This is a genomic window from Geomonas agri, assembly GCF_020179605.1.
Classification (GTDB): Bacteria; Desulfobacterota; Desulfuromonadia; order Geobacterales; family Geobacteraceae; genus Geomonas; species Geomonas agri.
On sequence record NZ_JAINZO010000001.1, the window covers coordinates 2,557,069 to 2,582,194 of the forward strand.

The window sequence follows — 25,126 nt, forward strand, 5'->3', positions numbered from 1 at the left end:
CGGATATGAAAGCCTTCGTCACCGGAGCCACCGGCTTCATCGGCGCGAGCATCGTGCGCGAGCTCCTGAAGGATGGCTGCCAGGTACGCGTGCTGGTGCGCCCCGGCTCGGACCGGCGCAACCTGGCCGGGCTCGACCTGGAACTGCACGAGGGGGATCTCTCCGAGCGCGAGCCGCTGGTCAGGGCACTGTCCGGATGTGACCTCCTCTTCCACGCCGCCGCCGACTACCGGCTCTGGACGCGGACGCCGCAAGCGATGTACGACGCCAACGTGCTGGGCACCCGCAACATCCTTTCCGCCGCACTCGCCGCGGGCGTTGGCAGGGTCGTCTACACCAGCAGCGTGGGGACGCTGGGCAACCCCGGCGATGGCACCCCCGGTACCGAGGAGACCCCGGTCGATTTCGTCGACATGGTCGGCGATTACAAGAAGAGCAAGTTCCTCGCCGAGCGTGCCGCCGAGTCATACCTGGAGAAGGGGCTGCCGCTGGTGATTGTGAACCCGTCCACCCCGGTCGGGCCGATGGACGTGAAGCCGACGCCGACGGGAAAGATCATCGTCGATTTCCTGAACGGCAAGATGCCCGCCTACCTCGACACCGGCTTGAACCTGATCGACGTCGAGGCATGTGCGCGGGGGCACCTGCTGGCGGCCCAGAAAGGAAGGATCGGGCAGAAGTACATCCTGGGGAACCGCAACCTCACCATGGCGCAGATCTTCGAGATGCTCTCGGCGCTCACCGGGCTGAAGGCGCCGCGGGTGAAGCTTCCCTACTACCCGGTCCTCATGGCCGCCTATGCCAACCATGCGCTCTCCGCGGTGACCGGGCGCGAACCGCTCATCCCGCTGGCGGGGGTGCAGATGGCGAGAAAATTCATGTATTTCGATTCCGGCAAGGCGCAAGCAGAGCTGGGGTTGCCGCAGACTCCCGTTGAAGACGCCCTGGAGCGCGCGGTGAAGTGGTTCAAAGACAACGGCTATGCCCCTTCGCCCTAAAGGGCTACGGGGCACAAGTGTCCCTTTGCCGTAAAGGCTACGGACCGTAAGACGTGGCCAAGGGTTTCGGGTTTTAAACGGTTTTTCAGAAGTTTCAGATGTTCTCCGTGGCCAATGGTTTTGTTCTTTAATCGTAGGGTTCTCAAGGAGATCCATGTACACACTGCTCAGCAAGATAAACGGTCCCGACGACCTGAAGAAGCTGGATGCCGAGGAGCTGGTGCTGCTCGCTGACGAGGTGCGCGGCTTCCTCATGGATACGGTGGCGAAGACCGGCGGACACCTGGCCTCCAACCTGGGCGTCGTCGAGCTCAGCATCGCTTTGCACTACTGTTTCGACTCCCCCAAAGACAACATCGTCTGGGACGTCGGCCACCAGGCCTACACCCACAAGATCCTCACCGGGCGCCGCGACAGCTTCCACACCCAGCGCTGCTACAAGGGGATCAGCGGCTTTCCCAAGCGCTCCGAGTCCCCCCACGACGCCTTCGGCGCCGGCCACTCCTCCACCTCGATTTCGGCCGGGCTCGGCCTTGCCGTGGCCCACACGCTGAAGGGCGACAACGCCCGTGTCATCTCGGTGATAGGGGATGGCTCGCTCACCGGCGGCATGGCGCTGGAAGCCCTCAACCAGGCCGGGCACCTGAAGAAGAACCTGATCGTGGTCCTAAACGACAACGAGATGTCCATCTCCAAGAACGTAGGCGCCCTCTCCTCCTTCATCTCCCGCAAGATGACCGGCACCTACTACCGCAGCCTCAAGAAGGAGATGGAGGGACTTTTGGCCGGCATCCCGGCCATCGGCGGCAACATCCTGCACTTTGCCAAGAAGGCGGAGAACTCACTCAAGGGATTCCTCACCCCGGGGACGCTCTTCGAGGCGCTCGGCTTCGAGTACGTCGGCCCCATCGCCGGGCACGACATCCCCACCCTCCTTGGAGTACTGGAGAACGTGAAGCGGCTGGAAGGCCCGATCCTGCTGCACGTCATGACCAAGAAGGGGAAAGGCCATGGTCCGGCCGAGGACATGCCGGACAAGTACCACGGCGTGGCCCCCACCAAGCCCGCCAGTGCTACCCCGAGCAAGCAGGCTCCCCCCTCGTATACCAGCGTCTTCGGTAACACCCTGGTCAAGCTGGGAGAAAAGGACGAGAAGATCCTGGCCATCACCGCGGCCATGCCCGACGGCACCGGGCTCACCCCGTTCGGGGAACGGTTCCCGGACCGGTTCTTCGACGTCGGCATCGCCGAGCAGCACGCCCTGACCTTCGCGGCGGGGCTCGCGGTGGAAGGGTTCCGCCCGGTCGCCGCCATCTACTCGACCTTCACCCAGCGCGCCTATGACCAGATCTTCCACGACATCTGCCTGCAGAAGCTCCCGGTGACCCTGGCTCTTGACCGCGCCGGCCTGGTTGGCGACGACGGCCCGACCCACCACGGCGCCTTCGACATCTCGTACCTGCGCCACCTCCCCGAGCTCACCGTCATGGCCCCCAAGGACGAGAACGAGCTGCAGCACATGCTGAAAACCGCTATCTACCTGGGCCGCCCGGTCTCGCTACGCTACCCGCGCGGCGCCGGATTCGGCGTGGCTATGGACAAGGAGCTGAAGTCGCTCGAAGTCGGCAAGGGGGAACTGCTGGTCGAGGGAACCGACCTGACCCTGGTCGCCATCGGCTCCACCGTCTATCCTGCGCTGGAGGCCGCCGCCATCCTGAAGCAGAAGGGCATCTTCGCCTCCGTGATCAATGCCCGTTTCGTGAAGCCCTTGGACCGCGACCTGATCCTTGCCGAGGCCGGACGCACCGGCTGCGTCGTTACCGTCGAGGAGAACGCCCTTCTGGGCGGATTCGGCAGCGCCGTCCTCGAGGCGGTAGCCGACGCGGGTCTCACCGGGGTGCGGGTGAAGCGGATCGGCATCCCCGACAGCTTCGTCGAACAGGGAAGCCAGGCCCAGCTGCGCGCCGACCTTGGGCTCGACGGCGCCGGCATCGCCGCCACCTGCCAGGCCTTCCTCAAGGGAGCCGGCAGCATTCATCCGCAACTAACCGTGGTAAAGTAGCAGCGTTTTCGTTACACTCAGGCAGCTAACGCGGGACAGGCTGAAAGCTTCATCTCCTCGGCCTGTCCCGCAGCCGTCTTTATCAGTCGTCAACCAAAGAACAGCCGGAAGGATACTCTACAATGCGTTTTCCGATGCGATTGAATTACGATCTCACCCGTTACATCATGGGCAACAAGATGAAGAAACAGGAGAAGTATCCCCTGGTCCTCATGCTGGAGCCGACCCACCTGTGCAACCTCGCCTGCTCCGGCTGCGGCCGCATCAGGGAGTACGCCGATACCATCCAGGAGATGATGAGCCTCGAAGAGTGCCTGGACTCCGTTGACCAGTGCCCGGCACCGGTGGTCACCATCACCGGCGGCGAACCGTTTCTGTATCCCCACATCTTCGAACTTATCGACGCCGTGCTCAAAAGGGGCAAGCACATCTACCTGTGCACCAACGCCCTGCTCCTCGAGAAGGCGCTCGATACGCTGAAGCCGCACCCGAACTTCGTGCTCAACGTCCACCTGGACGGCATGGAAGAGACCCACGACCGCATCCTCGAGCGCCCCGGTACCTTCAAGATCGCCATGTCCGCCATCAAGAAGGCCAAGCAGCTCGGCTTCAGGCTCTGCACCAACACCACCATCTTCAAGGAAACCGACCTGATCGAGATCGAGATGCTCTTTTCCCACCTGAGGGATATGGGCGTCGACGGCTTCCTGGTCGCCCCCGGCTTCGGCTACGAGGCAGTCGGTGAGAAGCTGTTCCTGGAGCGGCGCGAGATCCAGAAGAAGTTCGAAGCCGTGTACGAGATGAGCAAGCGTTTCCGCTTTTTCTCCACCCCGATGTACCTGAGGTTTTTGAAGGGGGAGAAGGACTTGCAGTGCACCCCTTGGGGCAACCCGACCCGCAACCCGCGCGGCTGGAAGGCACCCTGCTACCTCATCACCGACGAGCACTACGGCAGTTTCGCCGAGATGATGGAGAAGACCCAGTGGGACAAGTACGGCGTCGGCAAAGACCCGCGCTGCGCCCAATGCATGATGCACTGCGGCTTCGAGCCGACCGTCGTCGAGGAGATCGGCAAGAGCTGGAAAGAGATGTGGGAAATGTTCCTCTGGAACTTGACCTAAGATTGGTCCTCCATCAATCTTGAAAACAATAAGGGGCAGCCGTGAGGCTGCCCTTTTTTTGTTCGTTCACCATCGCACCGTCGACACGTTAAGCCTCAAAATCTAACGAAGCCGCCCAGCTCCTATATGTGACACGGCCGACAAGGAAGTAACGAAGTCATGGCTCTGCATAGGACTGAATTGAAGAAATGTGGAGTCAAGGATATAATCTCCCGTGTTGATGGCCTGAAGGGACTCTCTGACTAAAGTTCAATTTCACCAATACTGTTCTGTTGAGGCAATGCGTGCGCTACACTCTTAAAGACCTAATTGATGTTGCCAAACTTCAGGAGCTGCTTGATTCGCTGGATGAAGTCCACAGCCTCCCGTCTGCCATTATCGATACCGAAGGCACCATCCTCACTGCTACGGCCTGGCAGGACATCTGCACCAAATTCCACCGGGTGAACCCCACCACTGAAAAGAAGTGCATCGAAAGCGATCAGCATATTGGGGCCGAGTTGTCCGAAAATAGGGCTCATGTTATCTACCGTTGCCCGATGGGACTTGTCGATACAGCAACACCGATCATCATTGAAGGGAAACATCTTGGCAATGTCTTCACCGGCCAGCTTTTCATAGAGCCGCCCGATGAGTCATATTTCAAAGAGCAAGCCCATAAGTACGGATTTGACGAAAGTGAGTATCTGGCGGCGGTACGCAAGGTGCCTATATTCACGGAGGAGCAACTTCACAAGAACCTGGCTTTTATCGCCAAACTTGCCCGTATGCTTGCAGAACAGGGATTACAAGCAATAAGACAGCAAGAGGCCCTGCAGGCACTGCAAAAAAGTGAAGAGTTCAACCGGAGCATAATATCGAGCAGTACCGACTGTATCAAAGTATTGGACCTCGAAGGGCACATATTGTCACTCAGTGAGGGGGGGCAAAAACTGCTTGAAATGGAAGATGCAACCCCCTATCTAGGCCTCTCATGGGTAGATTTCTGGAAAGACGGCAAGGAAAGTGCCCAGCAGGTAGTTGATAAGGCGGCACGAGGAGATGTCGGCATCTTCAATGGCTATTGTCCCACCGCCAAAGGCACACCAAAGTGGTGGGAGGTTATCGTCAGTCCAATCATGGGTGCTGACGGTACCATTGAAAAGCTGCTGGCTGTTTCGCGGGACATGACTGAACGCAAACAAGCCAAAGACGAGCTTCAGCGCCTGAACCGGGAGCTTTCGGCTATCAGCAACTGCAATAAGATTCTTATACATGCACAAGACGAGCATGCACTTCTTAAAGACATCTGTACCGTTGTGTGTGAAAAGGCCGGCTATAGCTTTGCGTGGGTCGGTTTCGCGGAACACGACGAAGCCAAAACGGTTCGACCTGTCGCTTTTGCAGGAAATGAAGACGGGTATTTAGACGGCGCGAAAATATCCTGGTCTGATACCACGTGGGGGCAAGGCCCCACCGGAACAGCAATTCGCCAGACGGAAGCCATCTATACCCAGGATTTTGCAACTGACCCTCGCATGGCTCCCTGGAAAGAAAAAGCCTTGAGGCATGGTTTTCATTCGAGCATTGCCTTACCTCTCAAGGGGAAAAGCGGCGGAGCTTTCGGTGCACTTACAGTCTATTCTTCCGAGTCACACGCATTTACGCAGATAGAAATACAGATGCTGAGCGAGTTGGCCGACGATCTGGCTTTTGGGATCACGGTGTTGCGTGTCCGTAAAGAACAGGCATTAGCTGAAAAATCGCTTGCCGAATCCCAGAGCCTTCTTCACGGTATCATCGACAGTACAGCGGATTTCATCTGGTCCGTTGATCCTGTGACATTCAGTATTTGTTCATACAATCATGGTATCAGCGAATATTTCTTTAATAAGCTTGGCATCCACCTTGAAAAAGGTATGCGGCCGGAGGATCTTTTCCCCCCTGGTGAATATGTTCAACGCTGGCACGATTTATATAGGCGTGCTTTGTCTGAAACCTCTTTTACGACAGAATACACCACCTATGCAGGATCGATAATATTGGAACTAAGTTTCCATCTTCTCAAGAATGATAACGAAGTGTTTGGCATTTCAGTTTTTGGGAAGGACATCACCGAGCACAAACGTTCCACCCAGATGCTGACGCAAACACTTCAACTCTCCACTTTGCTTGCAGAGCTCTCTACTCAATTCCTGGACGTAACAGTACAGGAACTGGATCAAAGGATAATTGATTCCCAACGCAGTATCTGTGAATTGCTGAATTTTGACCTCTCAGCTATTTTCCAGCGACTGCCCAAAGGCGTACCTGGATTCAAGTTAACTCACTTGTATCGAAATCATGACGGTCCCGTGCCTCCGGAAACGCTTTTAGCGGAGGAATCTTTCCCCTGGATCGAGCAACAAGCACTTTCAGGCAAAATTGTTGCGCTCAATTCAATGGATGATGTGCCTGCCGAAGCAGCACGCGACAAGGAGAGCTTTGGCCATTACGGCATCAAGAGCTCGTTGGTCTTTCCGCTCAGCGACAAGGGAGCAAAAATTCTTGGCTCTATATCTTTTGCCATGGTTCGGGAGGAACATGTCTGGGCAGAAGAGCTTGTGAAACAGCTTCATCTTGCTGCGCAGCTCTTTGCAAATACGCTTTCACGGAAACATGCGGAGGAGGAGAAATTACATCTCGAAACACAGCTGCACCAGGCTCAGAAGATGGAGTCTATAGGAAGTCTTGCGGGTGGAATCGCCCATGACTTTAACAACAAACTGACTGCCATTCTTGGCTATTGTCAACTGGCCGATATGGAGCAAGACACTGCCCGACTGCAGGAATATTTTATCGGTATACGCAAGGCAGCAGAACAATCGGCTGATCTTACTCGGCAACTGTTAGCCTTTGCCCGCAAACAAACCATCGAACCTAAAGTACTTGATCTCAATGAAACCGTATCCGGGATGCTCAAGATGTTGCAGCGCCTTATTGGCGAGCACATCAATCTCAACTGGCACCCGGCACCCAACCTGTGGGAGGTAAAGCTGGACCCGTCACAGGTCGACCAGGTTCTTGCCAATCTTTGTGTCAACGCCAGAGACGCAATGACTGATGGTGGCACAATCACTATTGAGACCGGGATCAGCGTCATAGACGAGGAATACTGTGCCCAAAATGCCGGTTTTACTGTTGGCGAGTACGTGCGACTTTCCGTAAGCGATACTGGCTCTGGAATGGATAAAGAAACCTTGGCGCAGATCTTTGAGCCATTCTTTACTACCAAAGTCGTTGGAGAAGGTACAGGCCTCGGACTGGCCACCGTGTACGGCATCGTCAAACAGAATAATGGCAGTATCAACGTTTACAGCGAACCTGGCCTGGGGACCACTTTCACGATTTACCTCCCTCGCTACAGTGGAGCTGCCGTGCCGGCCCCGACGAAAGAAGCCGTCGAACCGGCGAAGCGTGGCCAGGAGACTATACTTTTGGTAGAAGACGACCTGACCATCCTGAATATTACCAAGTCGATTCTTATGAACCAAGGCTACACCGTGTTGGCTGCCAATTCGCCGAGCGAAGCCATTCGGCTTGCCAGTGAAAAAACCTGCCAGATCGATCTACTCATAACCGATGTTGTCATGCCGGAGATGAATGGACGGGAATTGTCAGCAAAGCTGAAGTCTATGTGTCCACAGCTTAAATGTCTATATATGTCAGGATATACAGCAAACGTCATCGCCCACCACGGAGTACTCGACGAAGGGCTGTATTTCATACAAAAACCGTATAACGTGAACTCTTTGGCCGACAAACTGCGCGAGGTTTTGGATAACAGTTAAAAGATGTCATTCCCCCCCTGTCACCTTCATTTCCACTTTATCCAGGGACACCTTCCCTTTCAGGTCGAAGCGGTATAGCTTCCCCGTCTTCCAGTCCTTGTCGAAGCGAAGGCGCATATCGCTGCGCCCCTTTCCCGGGGTGCCGTTGATGAAGACCTCGCCGTTTTGGTAGTGGAGTGAGATCGTGCGGGTTTCCGCCCCGGACTTGACTGTGAGCTCCCGGCTCTCGCCCTCGGCAATACGCACCGTGGCTTGCTCCACCTGCTGCTTCTTGCCCTGCACCTTCAACTCCCCCGCGAGGAGGGCGACCGCCACGGTGCGCGGAGGACGCACCGTCGCGGGGGCCGCCGGCTGACGCACCGGCGCTTGGTTACTAGGCTGGCCCACCGGTGCTTGGGTGGCCGTTTGACGCACCGGTGCAGGGGATGCGGGAGTTACCGGTTGAGGTTTTGGCCGCTCCTTCTCGACTATGATCGTAGGCGGAGGCGCTGGGCGTTCCCTTTCCCTGATTACCACCGGCGGCTCATCCCGCCTGATGACCAGTCTTGGCACCTCCCGCTCGAATCGAGAGGAACGGTCGTGGACCTGAACGAAGACATCCACTCCCCGTAACGCCAGGGGTCCGGAGGTGCCGGTGTCGGTATAGAGTTCTCCCCTCGCCCAGCGCCGCTCATAGGGAAAACGGAGTCCTTCGAAGGTAAGAGCACCACCGGCATAGGTTACGGTGAAATCCACCGCCCTCCCCTTGTGGTCGGCCACGCCGATCCTGCGGGTTTCACCGTCGGCAATGGTGAACGTCAAGGGTTCGTAGTGGTGGTGCCGGTCGCCGATCTTGATCTCCCCTCCTTGCAAGCGAACCCGGATCAGTTCCCCAAAGGCACCCTCACCCCTGTGTATTGCATCGATACGTTCCTGCCGCTCCCGCTCCAGCGCGGCCTGCCGTGCCCTTTCCCGCTCACGTTCCACCGCCTGGCGCCGAGCCCTCTCCTCCGCAGCCTGTCGGCGTTCCCGCTGATCCTGCTCGTACACCCGTATCGCCTCAATCCGCTCCGGTTCGCTCATCCGGTCCCAGGATTCTTGGGGTACGCCATACATGTACTGAGTGCAGCCCGCAAGCAGGGAAGCCAAGACAAGACAGGTGATGGATAGTTTTTTCATGATATGTATCTCCAGGCGGGCGTCCTCCCTATGTCCCTAGGCGGTCGCGTTGAAGCTCACTGCTTCTTGACTATGTCGACGGAGATTTCCACCGCTGGAATCTCCCCTCTGTTCTCAAGCCAGTGTGTGGTATTCCTATCCTCGGGCCAACCAACTCCCGGCCCGTACTCCGTCGCAGCCCCATTTCGATGGTCGGTAATTGTCCCTTGCAGGATATAGACCGTGCCCGGTCTGTCTTTATGGTCGTGTAATGGGCCGAAGACACCTCCGGGATCGATCGTCACCATTCTCATTCGGAGTTGGCGCCCCTCCATCCCCTCGATCTCCGGGCCGAGATCCACCGTTGCAAGTAACTGCACCGAAACACCTCTCGTTTCAGGAACCTCTTCATTGCTCATAGTGATCTCCTCTCTATACGCAGTTCCTAACAAAGAACAAAGAAGACATTGTCAATTTTTTTGAATTTCCCCTCGTTCCTTGCGCGTCTACTGACAAGTTTCATTATGACATCGGTTGCCTGATGATTGTTTTCCATTTTTCGGGTACAGCACGGCGCATATCACTTAGATATATCTCGTGGTGTTTTCCTGTCTTTTGACTGCCACCGCTTTCTATGAAGGAATGAACCTTCTCGATTGTGGGCCCTTCCTCCGTGAACGGCCCGATGTGCAATGTCTGTGCTGCTTTTCCCTCTTTGAAGGCCTCAAACCTTGCCAGGGACAGAGATGCCAGCTTTTTCTTCCGTTGCACTTCCTTTGTCGCCGCGTCTACCAACGCAGGTGTGATGAAATCCGGTTGCATAACCATCACGGTCCATTTCCAAAGTTCCTTTTTCCCTGCCGTGAATGCAAAAGGATCATCAGACCACCACAGCGCCTCGAGTGGCAGCACGCCGTAATCGATGCCCAATTCTCCTTTTTTCAGCATGAACTTGAGCGTATAGGAGAGCGAAAACAGGACCTCTACAGCATCCTTGAATGCTTGCGACGTATTCGGATCCCCTTCGCCGTCGACCATGAGGAAGTTCATCCCGGGGACGTCTACAATTTCGACCTTCTTTGCAGACGGACCGTAGAGGTGCTTTAACTTATTCAAGAAGTCCATCTTTCCCACGTTCACCTCCACTTTCTGCTCACGTCTGGACATGAGCGGAAACACCTCTTGGATGGTAAGTTGAGGACGATCAAGAAACCTCTGCAGTTAGGCACTTTAAATTAACGCCCCCCCCTGTTCAAGTTAATTTTCCCCACTGTTGTCCAGTCGAGGTCCTCCAAGCGCTTTGGGCAATTCACTTGCCACGTCGGGCGACTCGCTCTGCGTGATGAGTGACTCGCTCGGCGTGATGGGTGATTCGCTCGACGCGACGGGTGACTCGCTTGGCGCGACGGGTGACTCGCTTGGCGCGACGGGTGACTCGCTTGACGCGACAGGTGACTCGCTTGACGCGACGGGTGACTCGCTTGGCGCGACAGGGGACTCGCTTGGCGCGACGGGTGACTCGCTTGACGCGACGGGTGACTCGCTTGACGCGACGAGTGACTCGCTCGACGCGATGGGTGACTCACTTGCCGCGATGAGTGACACACTCAACGCGTTAGACGACTCACTTGCCGCGCCTGCCTTTGGAGGGGAGAAGATGGGTGGAAAATGAAGCAAAATGGCAGGGGGATGCCTAGCGGCATCCCCCGGTTTGAACTTCGGGGCATTGGCCCTTGTGGCGGAAGTTGGAATATTAAGCGGGGATACTGTTTTTGCCGTCTTCTTGCACGGTCTGAGTTGTTGCAGTTGCCTTCGACCTCGTGTGCGCCCTTCGTTCTTTGGCAAGATGGAAACCTGAGATGATGAGAATCTCTGGGTTACGCAGTGCCACCAGCTCCAGGAAAGATGCCACTTCATCCATCAAAATGACAAGTTTTCCCTGGCTCGCCTCGCGCTCCGCAATAACGACTTTGCTCCCCAGCATCGACTCGTGATAAAGTGCATCGTGCTTTTCCGATGCCGCCAGATACGCCTCCAGCACTGTTTGCCGCGCCGTCCAGAACGAATCAGGGAACCTCGTTTTGTCGGCTAATGCATTCCTTACACTCTGGTTGATCGAATGAAACTTCGTTGCCCCCGCGGTCCGGTAATCCCGCAGTATTCTTTGGGGTTGAGGAGTCACATCGCACCTCCTTTTTCGCATGCTTGAACAAGTAGTTTAATTAGCTGTGGCCAATCTTCCGCCTCGTCGAATACTACTATCCTGCGTGAGGTATGCAAGTGGAAGAGGCATAAATTTAACCGGCCGAGCATCCGCAGAAAATGCTCTCAGACGTGCGATGAACTTATCCACCTATCAAGCCATCTATGCCGTCGTTTCCCGCATCCCCAGGGGACAGGTGGCGACCTACGGGCAGGTCGCTGCGCTGGCTGGCCTGCCGGGACACGCCCGCCAAGTCGGCTATGCCCTCAGCGCGCTTAACAATCCTTCCGTCCCCTGGCACCGGGTCATCAACGCCAAGGGGGAGATCAGCCTGCGCTCCGGCGGGAGCGAGGGGGATGAACTACAGCGTGTGCGACTGGAAGACGAGGGAGTGCATTTCGACTGCCATGGGCGCATCCCGCTCGACCTCTACCGGTGGCGACCGTAATCCCCCCCCACGGTCGTGCCTGCACCTACACTGCTCACAGCCCCAGTACAGTCGGCCAGCCGAAGGTGGAAAACGCAGTGTGCAACAACCGATTGACACCATAGATAAAAATAATTAGAGTAGCCCCATCGTACTTCCCCTGTCTCTAACACGCAACAATGGCATTGGCATGTACAGCTTGTTCTGATCGGATCACTCCCTTGGAGGCTGCTGTGGATACCCATTTCGCTCCTGCCGAACGCACCACAAACGATCAACTACAAGAAGAAATAGCAGCCGTCACCACCAGCCCCATCATCAAGGAACTGCTCCACTCGATCGGCGGTTTGATAGCGGTACTGGATGGACACCGCCAGGTTGTCGGCCTCAACGACTCTTTCCTGAAAACGTTAGGCATCGACGACCCTGGTCCAGTGCTGGGACTTCGCCTGGGCGAGGTGCTGGGATGCGTGCACAGCAACGATGAACCTGCCGGTTGCGGGACCACGCGGTACTGCAGTACCTGCGGTGCCGTCATTGCCATGGTCGCTGCACTGAACGGCGAGGGGCCGACGGAAGAGTTGTGCTCGCTCAGCACTCTTAAGGATGAGACGGCGGCCGAGTACGCGATAATGGTTCGCGCCAGTACCCTGAAGCTGGAGGGACAGACCTTCATACTGCTCTTCCTGCACGACGTTACCCTGGAACATCTGCGCGCCGCCCTGGAGAGAACCTTTTTCCATGACATGGGCAACATGTTCACTGGTCTGCTGGGCGCGAGCCAATACCTGGTAAGGGAAGACAAGTCGGAGATGGCGGCGATGATCTACCGCGCGGCCCTGAGGCTGCACAAGGAACTCGAGATCCAGCGGTGTCTCTTCAAGAACGACTTCCTGGAATACCGCCCGTCACGCGACGACACAACGGCCGGCGAGCTTCTCGCCGAACTCCGTGGCATCTTCGACAAACACGACGCAGCCACGGAGAAGTCCATGCTGCTCCCTGAGTCGCTGCCGCTGCTCAGCGTGAAGACCGACAAGTCACTGGCCTTGAGGGTCATGTCGAACATGGTTCTCAATGCCCTGGAGGCAACGGAGGAGCACGGTGCGGTGAAACTGTGGTTCGAGCAGGAGCCGGACGCCTTGCGTTTTTGCGTCTGGAACGAAAAGGCCATCCCCGAGGAGGTGCAGTGCCGCATCTTCCAGCGCAGTTTCAGCACCAAGGATGGTTCCGGCCGGGGGGTGGGCACCTTCTCCATGCAACTGATCGGGGAGAAACTGCTGGGAGGCAAGGTCAGCTTCTCCTCCTCCACAACCCAAGGAACGCTGTTCAAGTTCCAGATCCCGGTTAACTGACCTCACACTCGATAACGTTCCCCCGCCCCGAAAAGGTTGTTCCTGCTTTCGGAGTGATACATGCCTCGCCTTCTTTGATAGCAAAGCGAAGACACGGTGCTATAGTCATAGCTGTGATTATTTCGCTATCAAGAGAGGAGAAGGTTATGAGCCAGTACCAGATAGCCATTATCGTAGGGAGCCTGCGGCGCGACTCGATCAACCGCAAGCTCGCCAATGCGTTGATCAAACTCGGGCCGGCGGATTTCTCGTTCAAATTTCTCGAGATAGGCGACCTGTCACTGTACAACCAGGACGACGATGACAACCAGGCGCAGTCTGTCGTGCGCCTGAAAAGCGAGGTAAAGGCGGCATCAGGTCTCATCTTCGTGACGCCTGAGTACAACCGTTCCGTGCCCGGCGTGCTCAAAAACGCCCTCGACAACGCCTCGCGCCCCTACGGCACCAGCGCCTGGACCGGCAAGCCCGCCGGCGTCCTGGGCGCCTCCATCGGGCAGATCGGCACCGCACTGGCCCAGCAGCACCTGCGCAACACCCTCGCCTACCTCGATGTACCCACCATGGGACAGCCCGAGGTGTTCATCCAGGTCAAGGAAGGCTTCTTCGACGCGGCGGGCGACATCACCAACCCCGACACCGTCAAGTTCCTGCAGGCATGGATGGACCGCTACGTCCAGTGGGTGAAGCGCCACGCACAGTGACCGTCGTGGCAACAAGCAACGCGGACTTTCGAAACGGCCCCCGGCGTAAGTTGGGGGCCGTTTCGAAAGCCGCGACGATGCAGCTGGACCGCGGAGGGCGAACATAGCGGGTTTCCTTTTATCGGCAAACGTGCTATTAGTGAGCGCTATCGAGCCCCCCTATGAGACGCAATCACACCGCTCATATTCGCCCCCGGACCTTCGTGATATTCCTGGTCACCCTCGCCCTGCTCTGTGCCGGTGCCCGGGTGCCCGACATCTCGCGTCCCCATCGCCCCAAGCCGCTCCATCGCGTCACCTTCGAGCTCCAACAGAAGAATATTTCGACTCAGCTGAAGCAGCATCACGATCTGGTCGCCGTGTTGCCGCAGGTGGTGGAATGTGTTTCCGCCCCCACGTACGGCGCCGTCATCCACGCCATCCCAACGCTGCATCCCTCATCCACGGTCATCCCCCACTCCGGCCGCGCTCCCCCAGAATTCCAAGGCTAATCCACAACTAGCATCGTGCACAGCTGGTGTCAGTGCAGGAACTGCCGCCCCTCGCCACCGCGCCCCGTGCCCGCGTTCGCCCGCGTGCCGCTCGGACCATCACGTCCGCACCGCGCTCCAGCATGCGTGTGCGGTCCCAGCTTCAGGCGCCGTATTGTGCGGTGTTGCGCCGTGTTGCGCCGCTCCGCCTGCTCCCGCCGGCCGGCTGACGGCCGGCGTCCGAGCTTTGGTCCGCGCATTTCCCGGGCCGGGCGACCACGCCTTATGGAGACCCCTATGAAGAGCTGTATGTTGATCTTTTTTTTACTGACGATTTCCGGGATCCGGACATCTTATGCCGCCTGCAACTGCGGGGACTGGATGGACAAAGGGGGATATTGCGTTGATTACGTCAAGTCCAGGATCCCCTCCTTTCCCATGCCGACCCGCGACGACATGCCAACCCTCAAAAACGTTGACATTGCCGAGGTCACCGAGGGGGATGTCGCTATCTTCGCCATCAAGAGCTACTGGCATGTCGCTTACGTGGAGAGTGTTCACCGCAACGCACAGGGCGAACCGCTGACGATAGATGTGAGCGAGATGAATTTCGGCAACGAGCCGTCCTTCGTCGAATTCAGGTCCAGATGGAAATTGGCGAGCAGGGACGAGTGGCAAAGAGCCCTTTGCTGCGGCATCACTGACAACTACGATGAAATCACGATGCGCAAGAACGTCGACGTGACGACCGTCCGCCAGGTCTGGTCACCCGACGATGCCGCGCGCGAAGGGACCGCCCAGGCTCGGTTCAAGGCGCTAATGGGAAGGGTAAAGGAAGTGATCAACAGCTTCCGTGAACTGGCAGACATCTAGGCGGAGTCCACCGCTGGGAGTCGGGGCCTGCCCGCAGCACGGTCAGATGACCCGCTTCGCCCCCAGGTAGCGTGGGCGGTAGTAGTCGCTGTTCATGTCGGAGATGGTGACCTCCCCTTTCCCGGAGGAGGCGTGGATCATCTTGCCGTCGCCAAGGTAGATGCCAACGTGGGACGGGTACTCCGCGTAGGTCTGGAAAAACACCAGGTCCCCTTTGCGCAGTTCGCCCGCTGGGACGTCACTGCCGACATTGATCTGCTCCCGGGCGGTTCGCGGCAGGTCGATCTGGTTGGCGTGGAATACCTGCTGCACGAAACTCGAACAATCGATGCCGTCCGCCCCTTCTCCGCCGAACCGGTAGGGCGTACCCAGGTAGCGCGCCGCGGTCGCGCCGATGTGGTCGACCTCGTCTGCCGTGTCGCTGGTCACCGGCGCACGCGCCGAGGGGACCGGTTCGCCTTCCGCCTCGGCCGTCTCCAACGCCGCGCTGCCGAGGTAGGTGCCGGGGAGACCGAGACCGTACCCGAATCCCGGTACCGACTGCGATGCAGCACCGGAGGCGGCATTTGATCCTGAGTCCGAAACCGCCAGGGCCAGCGTGCTTTGCATCATCTGAACCCGGAGCATTTCGGCCGCAACCCGTGGAGAAACCGTCTCCGTGTCGGACGCACCGGTAATGGACTGCAGCAGGGACTGAAATCCCGAAGAGGTGGCGGGAGCCTTCTTGTCCAGGCACGCGTCACGTGGTAACGCGATAGGGGATGTTGCCTGCAAGTAATTTATGGTCATGGTGAACTCGTCTCACGGCTGCCGCACAGCGAGGCGCCGCAGCAGGCGATTTTTTGACGCAGGGAGTCATCGCTCCGTCACCGCCAGTCGGTCTGGAGCACGGGACGGCCCCGGTTCAGTGGTCTTTTTTCAGCGCAGGAGAACCACGATGACTTTACTTTGCAATTTGGCAGCCAAGATAGGAAGGAAAGGAGTGGAGGGTGACAATGCCGGGCTTGGCCGGGGGCGGGAGAAGAATCAGTCGCCGAAGGCCTCGCTGTCGGAAATCTCCGCGGACTCGCGGGAGGTCTTCACGACCGTGCCTCGATAAAGAATATACTGCCGCTGGCAGGCGCAGGAATAGGACAACCGAACGCTCCAATGGGCCTGCACGTAAACCGGGTATTCGTTACGCAGCCCGCACTCACAGGTAAAACCATGCTCGTCGTGTTCTATGTTCGCCATGAAGTCCCCCTGCCCTGCCACAACATATATAATGAAGAGTTAAGCCTCACATCCAGTTCAGGTTTTTCTTCGTCATATCAACTATGGTAACATGAACGAGGCGCCGTCGGTCCCATTAAAAACGGGCCGATTTTTTATGTATACGATTCTATGCAGCTCCACATGAAAGTCAACGACGAATTGAAAAAGGTGGCTGTCCGCCACCGGCTTGTGCCCCGGCAAGGTGGGCGGCCGGCACGGTGACGTTCCGGGCAAATGCCGGTTGCTTTATTGGGGGGAGATAGTGTAATGTATTCAACGCCCTACACATAGGTGTCCGGCTGCCACCGGCGCCCCCAGATACAGATCGATACACGATAATACTAAACCACCCGCGAGGGTGGGGCGGAAAGCCCATTGGGTCTCACGAAGACAGCCGGGTTGCCGAAATATCTATTAGGCAACCCGGCTTTTTTTTATTCGGTAACCGAGTAGCGGATACTGGAGGTCTTATGCTGGCACTCGATAGTACCCAAGGCTGTATCGAAGTATCCGAATCCGACGTCGTCGATCTCTACCGCTCCGCCCCCATCACCCGCAGTTCCGACCAACGCACCGAGGCTATGGAGGCCTACATCTGCGCCATCAGGAGAAAAACGCTGGTGAAGGTGTACCTCGCGCTGGTGGTGAACGACCACAAAATCTACGTCTACTCCAGCCCCGGCAAAGGCAAACGGGAGCAGGAATATCCCGAAGAAATCGAAAAAAGCCTCAGCTGCGCCAGTGCCATGGGATTCAGCCCTGAACGGGTGGATCTCAGCTACAGCCCGGCCATGCGCGAGGTAGTGGTGCGCAACACCAAGGTCCTGCGCCTTCCCGGCAGCAAGGGGGCGGGCCTCAAGCACGGCCTGGCCGGTGCGCCGGTCCTCCCCATGCTCCTGAAAAGCGTGACCACCGCTGATGAACCTGCTGTGCAAAACACCCCCGCTCCGGCACCGATTGTCGCTGCGACGGCAGTGGCTGCGGTGCAAAAAGACGGTGGGGAACTGCTGGCAGCGCTGGCCCGGATGCAGCACGAGCACCAGACGCTGACGGCTGAGCGTGATGCCTTGGCCAGGCAACTGCAGCAACTCTCCACCCAGCAGCGCGAGACCGACAACGAACTGAGCGCTCTCCGCAAAGCCAGTGAGGACATAGCCGGGGCAAAAGACGCGCTGCGGTCCCAGCAGCAGACGGACGAGTTGCTGGCGGCGAAGGATGCCGTGATTGCCCAACTGCAAAAGCAGGTCGCCGAGCTGGCCCTTGAACGTGAGGCACTGTCGACTAAAAACGCCGAACTGTCGCGAACCCACGACGCGATGCTGGAAAACCTGGCCCAGGCCAGGCATGACATCGCCGCGCTCTCCGCGCAACGCGATGCGGCCTTGGCAGACTCGGGGGCGGCGCTGCTGCAGCACCGCGAAACCGTTTCTCAGCTCGACGAGGCCCGCCTCGAGGTGGAAAAGGTGTCCGGTGAGGCCGCCGGCGCCCGGCAACGGGCCGAGGCGCTGGAAGAGTCCACGCGGAGCAAGGATCAGGCACTGGACACCCTGCGCCGGGAACTGGCCGAGGCAAGCTCCGCACGGGATGCGGCGCTGCAGCGACTGGCAGCGCAGAGCGAACAGACGGGAACTGACGCCGAACTGGGGCTGTTGCGTCGGGAACTGGTGCAGGTCGGGGCCGAAAGGGACACCGCTCTCGCACGGCTGGCCGCCAGGGACGAACGACAAGCGCGCGAAGCCGAGGAGACGCAGGCGCACTTACGCAAGGAACTGGAACGGGCGCAGGGGGAAAGAGATGCCGCCCTGCAGCGGCTGGCGGACCAGGAAGAGCACCTGGATGCGGAACCGGCCGAAACACCGGGGCGCGTACCGGATGGGAAGCATGGGCAGCAAGAACAACCGGAAACGCTCCAGGAGGCCACACCCGCTACTCCCCGGGACGCCGCAGACAGTAACACCGGGTGCAGGCCGGGCGAGGAAGCCTTTCCGAGCCGGATCTTGCCGGGAATCCAGGATGTAAGTGCCGAGCCGCTGCCCACCTTCGCGGAAGGCGCCCTCCCCCCCTTCTCGGAGTTGCAGGCAGCGCACGAGATGGAACCTGCCTGGGATCGCACCGCGGACGTCGCGGAGCCAGGGGGAGAGGCCCCTTCGGAGCCAGCCCCCGCTGCCGAAAAAAGTCGCGCTGGTTTCTTCGGAGAGCAGGAAACGTCATTCGTCCCGCTGGGAGACCTGCAGAACGGCTTCTTCTCAGCCAGCGACGACGAACCGGTCCGCTTCTTGCTCGAAACCGGCCTGGACGCCATCGACTGCCCCTCCGCCGATGACGTCCTGGAACTGCACCAGTCCATCAACAACGCCTACCTGTCGCCGGAAGGGACCGGAGGACAGGAAAGCTGCCAGGGCTACATCTGCTCGCTGCGCAAGGGAGAGGACAAAGTCGTTGTCGCGGCGATCTACGGGACAACGAGCCACCGGACCAGGGTTTACCTGCCTGAGGCCCAGCCCCGGGACGAAGAGTCCTACGCCAGGACGGTGCGGTGTGCGATAAGCTTCGCTGAAGAGGTAGGGCTGATGATGGAGCGGGTCCCGCTCGAAGCGACCGGTCCGAAACGACAGGAGCGCCTCAAGCGGTGCCCGGCCTTGAGGTTGGCTTAGAAAGATTTTACGCTAGATCAAGCCTGCTTTCTCTTGAAAAGGAAGTCGCTCCACCGCTCCCCTGCCCTGGTGAGCGGCTGCTGCGACTTCCGAATCGGGTCACGCCCGATGTGGACCCACCCCGAAGACCGCTGAAACGCCACGATCCTGTTTTCCCGGATCAGGTAATCGAGCATATATGAAGGGACCTTCTTCTCTTCCCCGTTGTGAAAAATCACCGTGATACCCATACGGCTCTCCGTTTGGTAGGACTCCCCTTTCTGACCTAAATAGTCGAATTCGACACCCACCCCCTTCTTCATAAATCATGCCAGCCACTAAGCATTCTATCCCACGGACCTGACCGATTCAAGGTCTTATTGGGGCGGTTGCGCCGGTGCGCCACCCTCCTGCACATGGTCACGGGACAGGCCCCGGAGCGACCACAAAAAACGCGGCTCACCCTCTTGATATTTCATGAACAGCTGTTAAGTTTTCACTTTGCGTTTAAAAACTCTAATAATAATCAGGAGGTGTTCACATGATTGTGACGGACTATGACAGCTCATAAATCCCGCCCCTGACTGCCCCCCTCTAGCGCAAATCTGCTGTGGCTTTTTTTCCGGGTCCAGAAGCAGCCTTAATGCGACACCAGAGACAAGGAGGATTTATGCAAGAAAAGCTTTTGAAAAGGTTTTCCGCTTTCTTGATTGCATCGACCGCGGCCACCGCTTTGTTGCTGGGCGGCTGCGAAGGGGACCGGGGTCCCAGGGGCGAGCAGGGCCCTGCCGGCACCGGCGTTTTCACCAACCTGAGCTCCTCGACTGCCGATCAGCAGGCCAACATCACCTTCGACCAGCAAAACAGCACCGTCAACAGCGTCACCATCCAGAGTCCGCCGGTGGTGACCTTCACGTTGAAGACCGCCAGCGGGCAGCCGGTGGAGGGGATCGGCAGGAGGAACGCATCGGGGCAGCTGACCAACCTGGCCTTTACCATCGCCAAGCTGATCCCGGCCAGTAACGGCACCCCGTCGCACTGGGTCAGCTACATCGTGACCACCTTCCCCACCGACGGTTCGGCCCCCACCGCCACCAGGCCGACCAGGGACCGCGAGGGGACGCTGGTGTACCTGGGCAACGGCCAGTACCGCTACACCTTCGCCCGCGACATCAAGCTGATCCAGAGCCAGGTCAACGCCATGACATTCACCGGCAACAACCGCAGAAACGACCTGGGCGACCTCACCTACGACCCGAGCCTTACCCACCGCCTGGTGATCGAGTACGGCGGCAACATCGCCAACACCTCGCCGCAGCTGATCTACAAGAACGCCATCAACATCGTCTACGACTTCGTCCCGGCCACCGGCGCCAAGGTGACCTCGTCCACCACGGGCGCAGCCGAGCGTAACATCGTGCTCACCAAGTACTGCAACGAGTGCCACGGCAACCCGGGCGACCCCAACGACCTCAACCAGCAGGGGTGGGGCCTGGGCATCACCACGCCGCACGCCGGGCGTGTCGACACCCGTTACTGCGTAGTCTGCCACACCAGCCAGCGCGCCTACGGCAGGGCCATCTCCAATCCGACCAACGGTGTCTTCACCGGCACGACCTACGTGACTGCCGACCCCGGTGTCACCGACCCGTCCACCGGCGAGGTCCAGGTACTGGGCGAGTTCGTCACCCTGATCCACAAGCTGCACATGGGGAGCAACCTGACTCAGACCGGCTACAACTACGCCGGCATCAACTTTAACGAGATCGCCTTCCCCGAAAGTGCCGCCCTGTGCCGCAAGTGCCATCGCGCCGACACAGCGCAACAGCAGGCGGTCACCCCGCAGGGCGACAACTGGCGCACCATGCCCAACCGCAAGGCGTGCGGCAGCTGCCACGACAACATCGACTTCGCCACCGGAGCCAACACCACCGGCCCGACCCACCCGGTCTACACCAACGACGCGAGCTGCAACGCGTGCCACACACCGACGGCGATCACCGAATCGCACGCCCAGGCCCTGGTGAGTCCGCTCAACCCCGCAGCTCCCGCCGGCCTGACCAACTTCCAGTATGAACTCGCCAGCGCCACCGTGGACGGTAGCAACAACCTGGCCATCAGGTTCCGCATCCTCGGTAACGGCACCCCGGTCACCCTGGCGACCCCGGCCGCCGGGCTTACCACGGCCCTCCCCGGTTTCACCGGCAGCCCGAGCTTTATACTCGCATACGCGAAGCCGCAGCTCGACTCCGGCGGTGCCGTACCTGCCGACTACAACAACCTGGGCAAGGTGGCGGCGCAGCCTGACGTCGTCTCCATCACGACCCTGCTCAACACCAACAACGCGGCGACCGGCAACATCACCGGTCCCGACGGCAGCGGCTTCTACACCGCCACCATCAACTCCGCGTTCGCCTTCCCGGCGGGTGCACAGATGCGTGCGGTCGCGATGCAGAGCTACTTCTCCCAGACCGGCTTCGATGCGTCGATCGCCGGCCGCCACACCCCCGCCGTCATCGTCCCGGTCACCGGGGACGCGGTACGCCGCACCGTGGTCGATCCCGACAAGTGTCGCAACTGCCACGAGTTCTTCGAGGCCCACGGCGGCCAGCGCGTCTACCAGACCCAGGTCTGCGTGACCTGCCACAACCCGAACCTGACCACCTCGGGGCGCACCATCACGGATGCCAGGATGGCCGGCTTCGCCTTCACCCCGATCCAGCTCGGCATCCTGACTACCTGGGACCCGAACTTCGCTACCAACAGGGCCACCCCGGGGTACGCGCTCACCTTTCCCGAGTTCTCCAACAACTTCAAGGACCTGATCCACGGCATCCACGCAGGCGGGACCCGCACCAACCCGATCCGCGACGTACGTAACGGCCCGGGCACCGGCATCACCCTGATCGCCGGCGAAGAGGTCACCTTCCCCAACATGCTGGGCAACTGCGACGCCTGCCACGTCACCCAGCAGAGCTACACCCCGGACGTGATCGAGGCCCTGCGCCCGAGAGCGCTGCCGTCGACCCAGGTCGTCGCCGACGGAGCCACCCCGACCACCGCCACCATCACCGCGGCGCGCGCCACCGTCCCCAACCCGACGGACCTGGTGGTGGCGCCGGTAACCGCTGCCTGCGTCTCCTGTCACGACACCCCACTGGCCAAGGCCCACATGAACGCCAACGGCGCGCAGCTTGGGGCAGCCCTGGCCGGACCTTCCTACACCAACATGGGTGTCGCCCGCTCGACCATGCCGTCGGCCACCGAACAGTGCACCTTATGCCACGGCCAGGGCAGGGTCGCCGACGTGATCCCCATGCACGGGCAGAACCGCCCGGCACTGGTGCCGACCAGCCTCACTACGGGCAGTTCCGCCGCACGTATGATGAAGCTGCTGCTGAACTGGTGATGTTTTTGTTCTGACCCGCCGGGGGCGTTCGCGCCCCCGGTTTCATTTGCAACTGCATTTCCCCACCGGTAACCAGATCGAACCAAGAAAGGAGGAAATGTTTTGAAAATTAAAGAGAAAATAACGACACCGGCGCCCCCCGGCGCTCTCAAGGCGGTGGGGAGCATCCTGTTGGCATGCGCGCTGGTCATCTGCGGCCAGCAGGCCGCCGACGCCACCGCGATAAACGGCAATTCCGAGACCATCCTGCGCATGAGGGAAGGGGTGTTCGACGATCACCTTTTCCCGCTCTACGAATACCTGAACCTCTCCGCCAGCGACAGCGCCGGCCCCGGTGCCATCTCGCTTGAGATCGGCGGCTGGGGGCGCGTCGACCTCGGGGACCGCAGCTTCGAGCGTCGCACCGAGGGTGACATCCAGTACGGCTTCTTGAGCTATCGCGCCAACCGCGGCAACTTCACCGCCAACGCGGGGCGGCAGTGGGTGGTCGAGGGGGTGGCGACCGAGCGCATCGACGGGCTCTACCTGAGGACCGACCTGCTCGCGGGCTTCACTGCGGCAGCCTTCGTCGGCAACCCCGCGGTGACCGAGCCGGATATCGAGGGGGGCGACCTCATCTACGGCGGCCGGCTGGCCCACTCCATGTCCAAATACTACTCGGTGGGATTGAGCGCCCTGAGAACGCAGGTGAGCGGCGAAGGGATACGCGAGGAGGAGGGGGTGGACCTGTGGCTGCACCCGGTGGCCATGGTGGACATCACCGGTCGCTCCACCTACAACTCGCTCACCAGGGGATGGATGGAGCATGCCTACACGGCCAGCGTCACCCCCACCGATGCGCTCAGGCTCTCCGCGTCGCTGCAGAACGTCCATTACCAGGACTACTTCTACCAGGTCACCACCAACACGCTGAGCCTCACCAACGGTATCATCCTCCCCGGCGAGGAGATGTGGAACGTGGGGGGGAGCGTCGGCTTCAACGCCACCAAGAACATCGGCCTCTCCGCCGAATATAACCGCTACGAGTACGACCTGGCCGGCGATGCGGACTACTACGGCGTCACCGGCAACTTCAGCACCGGCACCGGGCTTGCCGCCGGGTTGTCCTTCCACCGCATGGACGGCTCGACCGCCCGGCTGCGCTACAACCAGTACCGCGCCTGGGCTACGCAGAAGTTCGGCCCCGCCGACTTGACCCTCGACTTCTTCGACGTCGATTTCGACAGCAGCATCAGCGGGCGGGAGAACACCTTTTCCCTGGCGGCTGCCGCCGGGTATGATTTCAGCCCAAACCTCAGGGTAGCAGCCGACGTCGACTACATCCGCAGCGCGGACTTCGATAACGAGCTGCGCGGCCTGATCAGGCTCAGCTACGCCTTCGGTATTGGAAAGGAGGGGAAATAGTGAAAAAGACCGCTTATGTAATGGTAATGGGAATGATGCTCTCCTTCCTTTACGCCTGTGCCAATACCAACAGTATCGCCCGCGTCCATCCCGAAGAGGTCAAGGGCCTGCCCAGGTGCGCGGAATGCCATACCGACCAGTGGACCGCGCTCAGCCACCAGGCCCAGGACTTCTACTTGAAGCACAAGATCTACGCGGCCCAGCAGCGCGACGCCTGCAACACCTGCCACAAGGAGTCTTTCTGTGTCCGCTGCCACGCACACAAGGAAGAGATCAAGCCCAGCGACAAGTACAAGGACCGGCCCGAACTGTCGCTGCCTCACCGGGGCGACTACCTCAGCCGTCACAGGGTTGAAGGAAGGATCAACCCCGCATCCTGCCTGAAATGCCACGGGCGGCAAAACAATGAGAGGTGCAAAACATGTCACAGGTAACCAGACCAACTCAAGCTCTTGCCATGCTTTGGTGCCTTTTGGTCCTGTCGCTTGTCGGCTGCGGGGATAACAACAACCACGCCAACTTCGATCCCGACAAGGGTGCCCATCCCAGCGACTGGCTGCCGGCACGACACGCGGTAGCGGCCATCGGACACCTCGAGGACTGCGCACCATGCCACGGCACAGATTTCAGCGGCGGTATCTCCAAGGTTGCCTGCACCCAATGCCATCTGGGCAACCAGGTCGACGTCCATCCGCTGGCATGGGACGGACGGGACTATGCGCTGCACGGCCAGTGGATCAGGCAGCGGGTGGCCGCCACGGGTATCGACCCCGGCGTCCTCATCACGGGAGCATTGGCGACCACCTTCCCGGACCAGGCCCGCGCCGCCACCCAAAGCTGCGCCACCAGTGTCTGCCACGGCACCGACTACCGCGGCGTGCCCAGCTCGGGGCCTTCCTGCTTCGACGACCAACCCGGCGGCGTCGATTCGAGCTGCCACGCCGGCAACGCCTTTTCCGTCCACCCCCTGAGCTGGTTCCCGGCGCGCTTCACGGTGCAGGCGGGGATTGCCATGCCGACCATCCTCCCGGCCCACGCCCCCTACGTCCAGACCTACGGCGCGGCCGAGTGCATCATCCCGGTCTGCCACGGCAACGGGTCGCCGCCGACCATCAACGTCGGCGTCGGCAGCACCAGGATCACCGGCACCACCCCGACGACGCCCAACTACCAGAACTTCGGCTACCCCGGCTTCGTCGGCTTCACTTCCGGGCGCACCCAGGTGACGGTGACCAACACCGGGCGTCTCTGCGCCGCCTGCCACATCTGA

Annotated in this window: 22 protein-coding genes and 1 riboswitch; of the genes, 15 read left to right on the top strand and 7 right to left on the bottom strand. The window is 59.6% G+C overall.

The window, feature by feature from the left end:
• Positions 1-5: 5 nt before the first annotated feature.
• From hpnA to K7R21_RS11180, 4 genes are all read left to right on the top strand, one after another.
• Positions 6-998: a hopanoid-associated sugar epimerase gene (gene hpnA / locus K7R21_RS11165; protein ID WP_224983341.1), complete on the top strand. Its 993-nt coding sequence runs from the start codon at positions 6-8 to the stop codon at positions 996-998.
• A 154-nt stretch (positions 999-1,152) separates the two neighbouring features.
• Positions 1,153-3,060, top strand: coding sequence for a 1-deoxy-D-xylulose-5-phosphate synthase (gene dxs / locus K7R21_RS11170; protein WP_224983342.1), 1,908 nt, complete (start codon positions 1,153-1,155; stop codon positions 3,058-3,060).
• Between the two features lie 122 nt (positions 3,061-3,182).
• Positions 3,183-4,181 (top strand): adenosyl-hopene transferase HpnH, encoded by a 999-nt coding sequence (hpnH, locus tag K7R21_RS11175; protein ID WP_224983344.1) that lies wholly within the window; start codon positions 3,183-3,185, stop codon positions 4,179-4,181.
• Between the two features lie 284 nt (positions 4,182-4,465).
• A complete protein-coding gene (locus tag K7R21_RS11180) occupies positions 4,466-7,990 on the top strand; it encodes a PocR ligand-binding domain-containing protein (RefSeq protein ID WP_224983345.1) in 3,525 nt (1,174 codons plus the stop codon).
• Between the two features lie 6 nt (positions 7,991-7,996).
• Here the strand turns inward: K7R21_RS11180 and K7R21_RS11185 are convergent, their stop codons facing one another.
• From K7R21_RS11185 to K7R21_RS11195, 3 genes are all read right to left on the bottom strand, one after another.
• Positions 7,997-9,148: a hypothetical protein gene (locus K7R21_RS11185; RefSeq protein ID WP_224983346.1), complete on the bottom strand. Its 1,152-nt coding sequence runs from the start codon at positions 9,146-9,148 to the stop codon at positions 7,997-7,999.
• A 56-nt stretch (positions 9,149-9,204) separates the two neighbouring features.
• Positions 9,205-9,546: a cupin domain-containing protein gene (locus tag K7R21_RS11190; RefSeq protein WP_224983347.1), complete on the bottom strand. Its 342-nt coding sequence runs from the start codon at positions 9,544-9,546 to the stop codon at positions 9,205-9,207.
• 103 nt (positions 9,547-9,649) lie between these two features.
• Complete coding sequence (locus K7R21_RS11195; protein WP_224983348.1) at positions 9,650-10,294, bottom strand: GyrI-like domain-containing protein; 645 nt, start codon at positions 10,292-10,294, stop codon at positions 9,650-9,652.
• 133 nt (positions 10,295-10,427) lie between these two features.
• Here K7R21_RS11195 and K7R21_RS11200 point away from each other — a divergent pair, with 133 nt between their 5' ends.
• Positions 10,428-10,799 carry a DUF6944 family repetitive protein gene (locus K7R21_RS11200; protein ID WP_404813638.1) on the top strand — a complete coding sequence of 124 codons (372 nt, stop codon included), beginning with the start codon at positions 10,428-10,430 and terminating at the stop codon, positions 10,797-10,799.
• 81 nt (positions 10,800-10,880) lie between these two features.
• Here the strand turns inward: K7R21_RS11200 and K7R21_RS11205 are convergent, their stop codons facing one another.
• Positions 10,881-11,309, bottom strand: coding sequence for a hypothetical protein (locus tag K7R21_RS11205; RefSeq protein WP_224983352.1), 429 nt, complete (start codon positions 11,307-11,309; stop codon positions 10,881-10,883).
• Positions 11,310-11,466: 157 nt separating this feature from the next.
• Here K7R21_RS11205 and K7R21_RS11210 point away from each other — a divergent pair, with 157 nt between their 5' ends.
• The 5 genes from K7R21_RS11210 (at position 11,467) to K7R21_RS11230 (ending at position 15,156) form a co-directional block, all read left to right on the top strand.
• A complete protein-coding gene (locus tag K7R21_RS11210; protein ID WP_224983353.1) occupies positions 11,467-11,778 on the top strand; it encodes an MGMT family protein in 312 nt (103 codons plus the stop codon).
• Between the two features lie 212 nt (positions 11,779-11,990).
• Positions 11,991-13,112: a sensor histidine kinase gene (locus K7R21_RS20840; protein WP_224983354.1), complete on the top strand. Its 1,122-nt coding sequence runs from the start codon at positions 11,991-11,993 to the stop codon at positions 13,110-13,112.
• 146 nt (positions 13,113-13,258) lie between these two features.
• The gene (locus K7R21_RS11220) at positions 13,259-13,813 is read left to right on the top strand and encodes an NADPH-dependent FMN reductase (RefSeq protein ID WP_224983358.1); all 555 of its coding nucleotides are present in this window, start codon (positions 13,259-13,261) and stop codon (positions 13,811-13,813) included.
• A 161-nt stretch (positions 13,814-13,974) separates the two neighbouring features.
• Complete coding sequence (locus tag K7R21_RS11225) at positions 13,975-14,304, top strand: hypothetical protein (RefSeq protein ID WP_224983359.1); 330 nt, start codon at positions 13,975-13,977, stop codon at positions 14,302-14,304.
• Between the two features lie 360 nt (positions 14,305-14,664).
• Positions 14,665-15,156: a hypothetical protein gene (locus tag K7R21_RS11230; protein ID WP_224983360.1), complete on the top strand. Its 492-nt coding sequence runs from the start codon at positions 14,665-14,667 to the stop codon at positions 15,154-15,156.
• A 42-nt stretch (positions 15,157-15,198) separates the two neighbouring features.
• Here the strand turns inward: K7R21_RS11230 and K7R21_RS20845 are convergent, their stop codons facing one another.
• Together K7R21_RS20845 and K7R21_RS11240 are read right to left on the bottom strand one after the other, a co-directional pair.
• Positions 15,199-15,945: a C40 family peptidase gene (locus tag K7R21_RS20845; RefSeq protein WP_318248344.1), complete on the bottom strand. Its 747-nt coding sequence runs from the start codon at positions 15,943-15,945 to the stop codon at positions 15,199-15,201.
• Positions 15,946-16,182: 237 nt separating this feature from the next.
• On the bottom strand, positions 16,183-16,389 hold the full coding sequence (locus K7R21_RS11240; RefSeq protein WP_224983361.1) for a hypothetical protein: 207 nt from the start codon (positions 16,387-16,389) through the stop codon (positions 16,183-16,185).
• Positions 16,390-16,740: 351 nt separating this feature from the next.
• Positions 16,741-16,817: riboswitch (cyclic di-GMP riboswitch) on the top strand.
• A gap of 63 nt (positions 16,818-16,880) precedes the next feature.
• Here K7R21_RS11240 and K7R21_RS11245 point away from each other — a divergent pair.
• Positions 16,881-19,064 (top strand): hypothetical protein, encoded by a 2,184-nt coding sequence (locus tag K7R21_RS11245; protein ID WP_224983362.1) that lies wholly within the window; start codon positions 16,881-16,883, stop codon positions 19,062-19,064.
• Positions 19,065-19,081: 17 nt separating this feature from the next.
• Here the strand turns inward: K7R21_RS11245 and K7R21_RS11250 are convergent, their stop codons facing one another.
• The gene (locus tag K7R21_RS11250; protein WP_224983363.1) at positions 19,082-19,294 is read right to left on the bottom strand and encodes a GSU3473 family protein; all 213 of its coding nucleotides are present in this window, start codon (positions 19,292-19,294) and stop codon (positions 19,082-19,084) included.
• Positions 19,295-19,713: 419 nt separating this feature from the next.
• On the opposite strand from K7R21_RS11250, the gene K7R21_RS11255 reads away from it, so the two are divergent.
• The 4 genes from K7R21_RS11255 to K7R21_RS11270 all read left to right on the top strand — a co-directional run bounded on the left by K7R21_RS11255 (position 19,714) and on the right by K7R21_RS11270 (position 25,126).
• Positions 19,714-22,452, top strand: coding sequence for an OmcA/MtrC family decaheme c-type cytochrome (locus K7R21_RS11255; RefSeq protein ID WP_224983364.1), 2,739 nt, complete (start codon positions 19,714-19,716; stop codon positions 22,450-22,452).
• Positions 22,453-22,554: 102 nt separating this feature from the next.
• Entirely contained in the window at positions 22,555-23,856 is a 1,302-nt protein-coding gene (locus K7R21_RS11260) for a porin (RefSeq protein ID WP_224983365.1), read from the top strand.
• The gene (locus K7R21_RS11265) at positions 23,856-24,290 is read left to right on the top strand and encodes a cytochrome C (RefSeq protein ID WP_224983366.1); all 435 of its coding nucleotides are present in this window, start codon (positions 23,856-23,858) and stop codon (positions 24,288-24,290) included. Before K7R21_RS11260 ends, K7R21_RS11265 begins: the two co-directional genes overlap by 1 nt.
• Positions 24,278-25,126, top strand: coding sequence for a cytochrome C (locus K7R21_RS11270; RefSeq protein ID WP_224983367.1), 849 nt, complete (start codon positions 24,278-24,280; stop codon positions 25,124-25,126). The genes K7R21_RS11265 and K7R21_RS11270 overlap by 13 nt, the downstream gene beginning before the upstream one ends.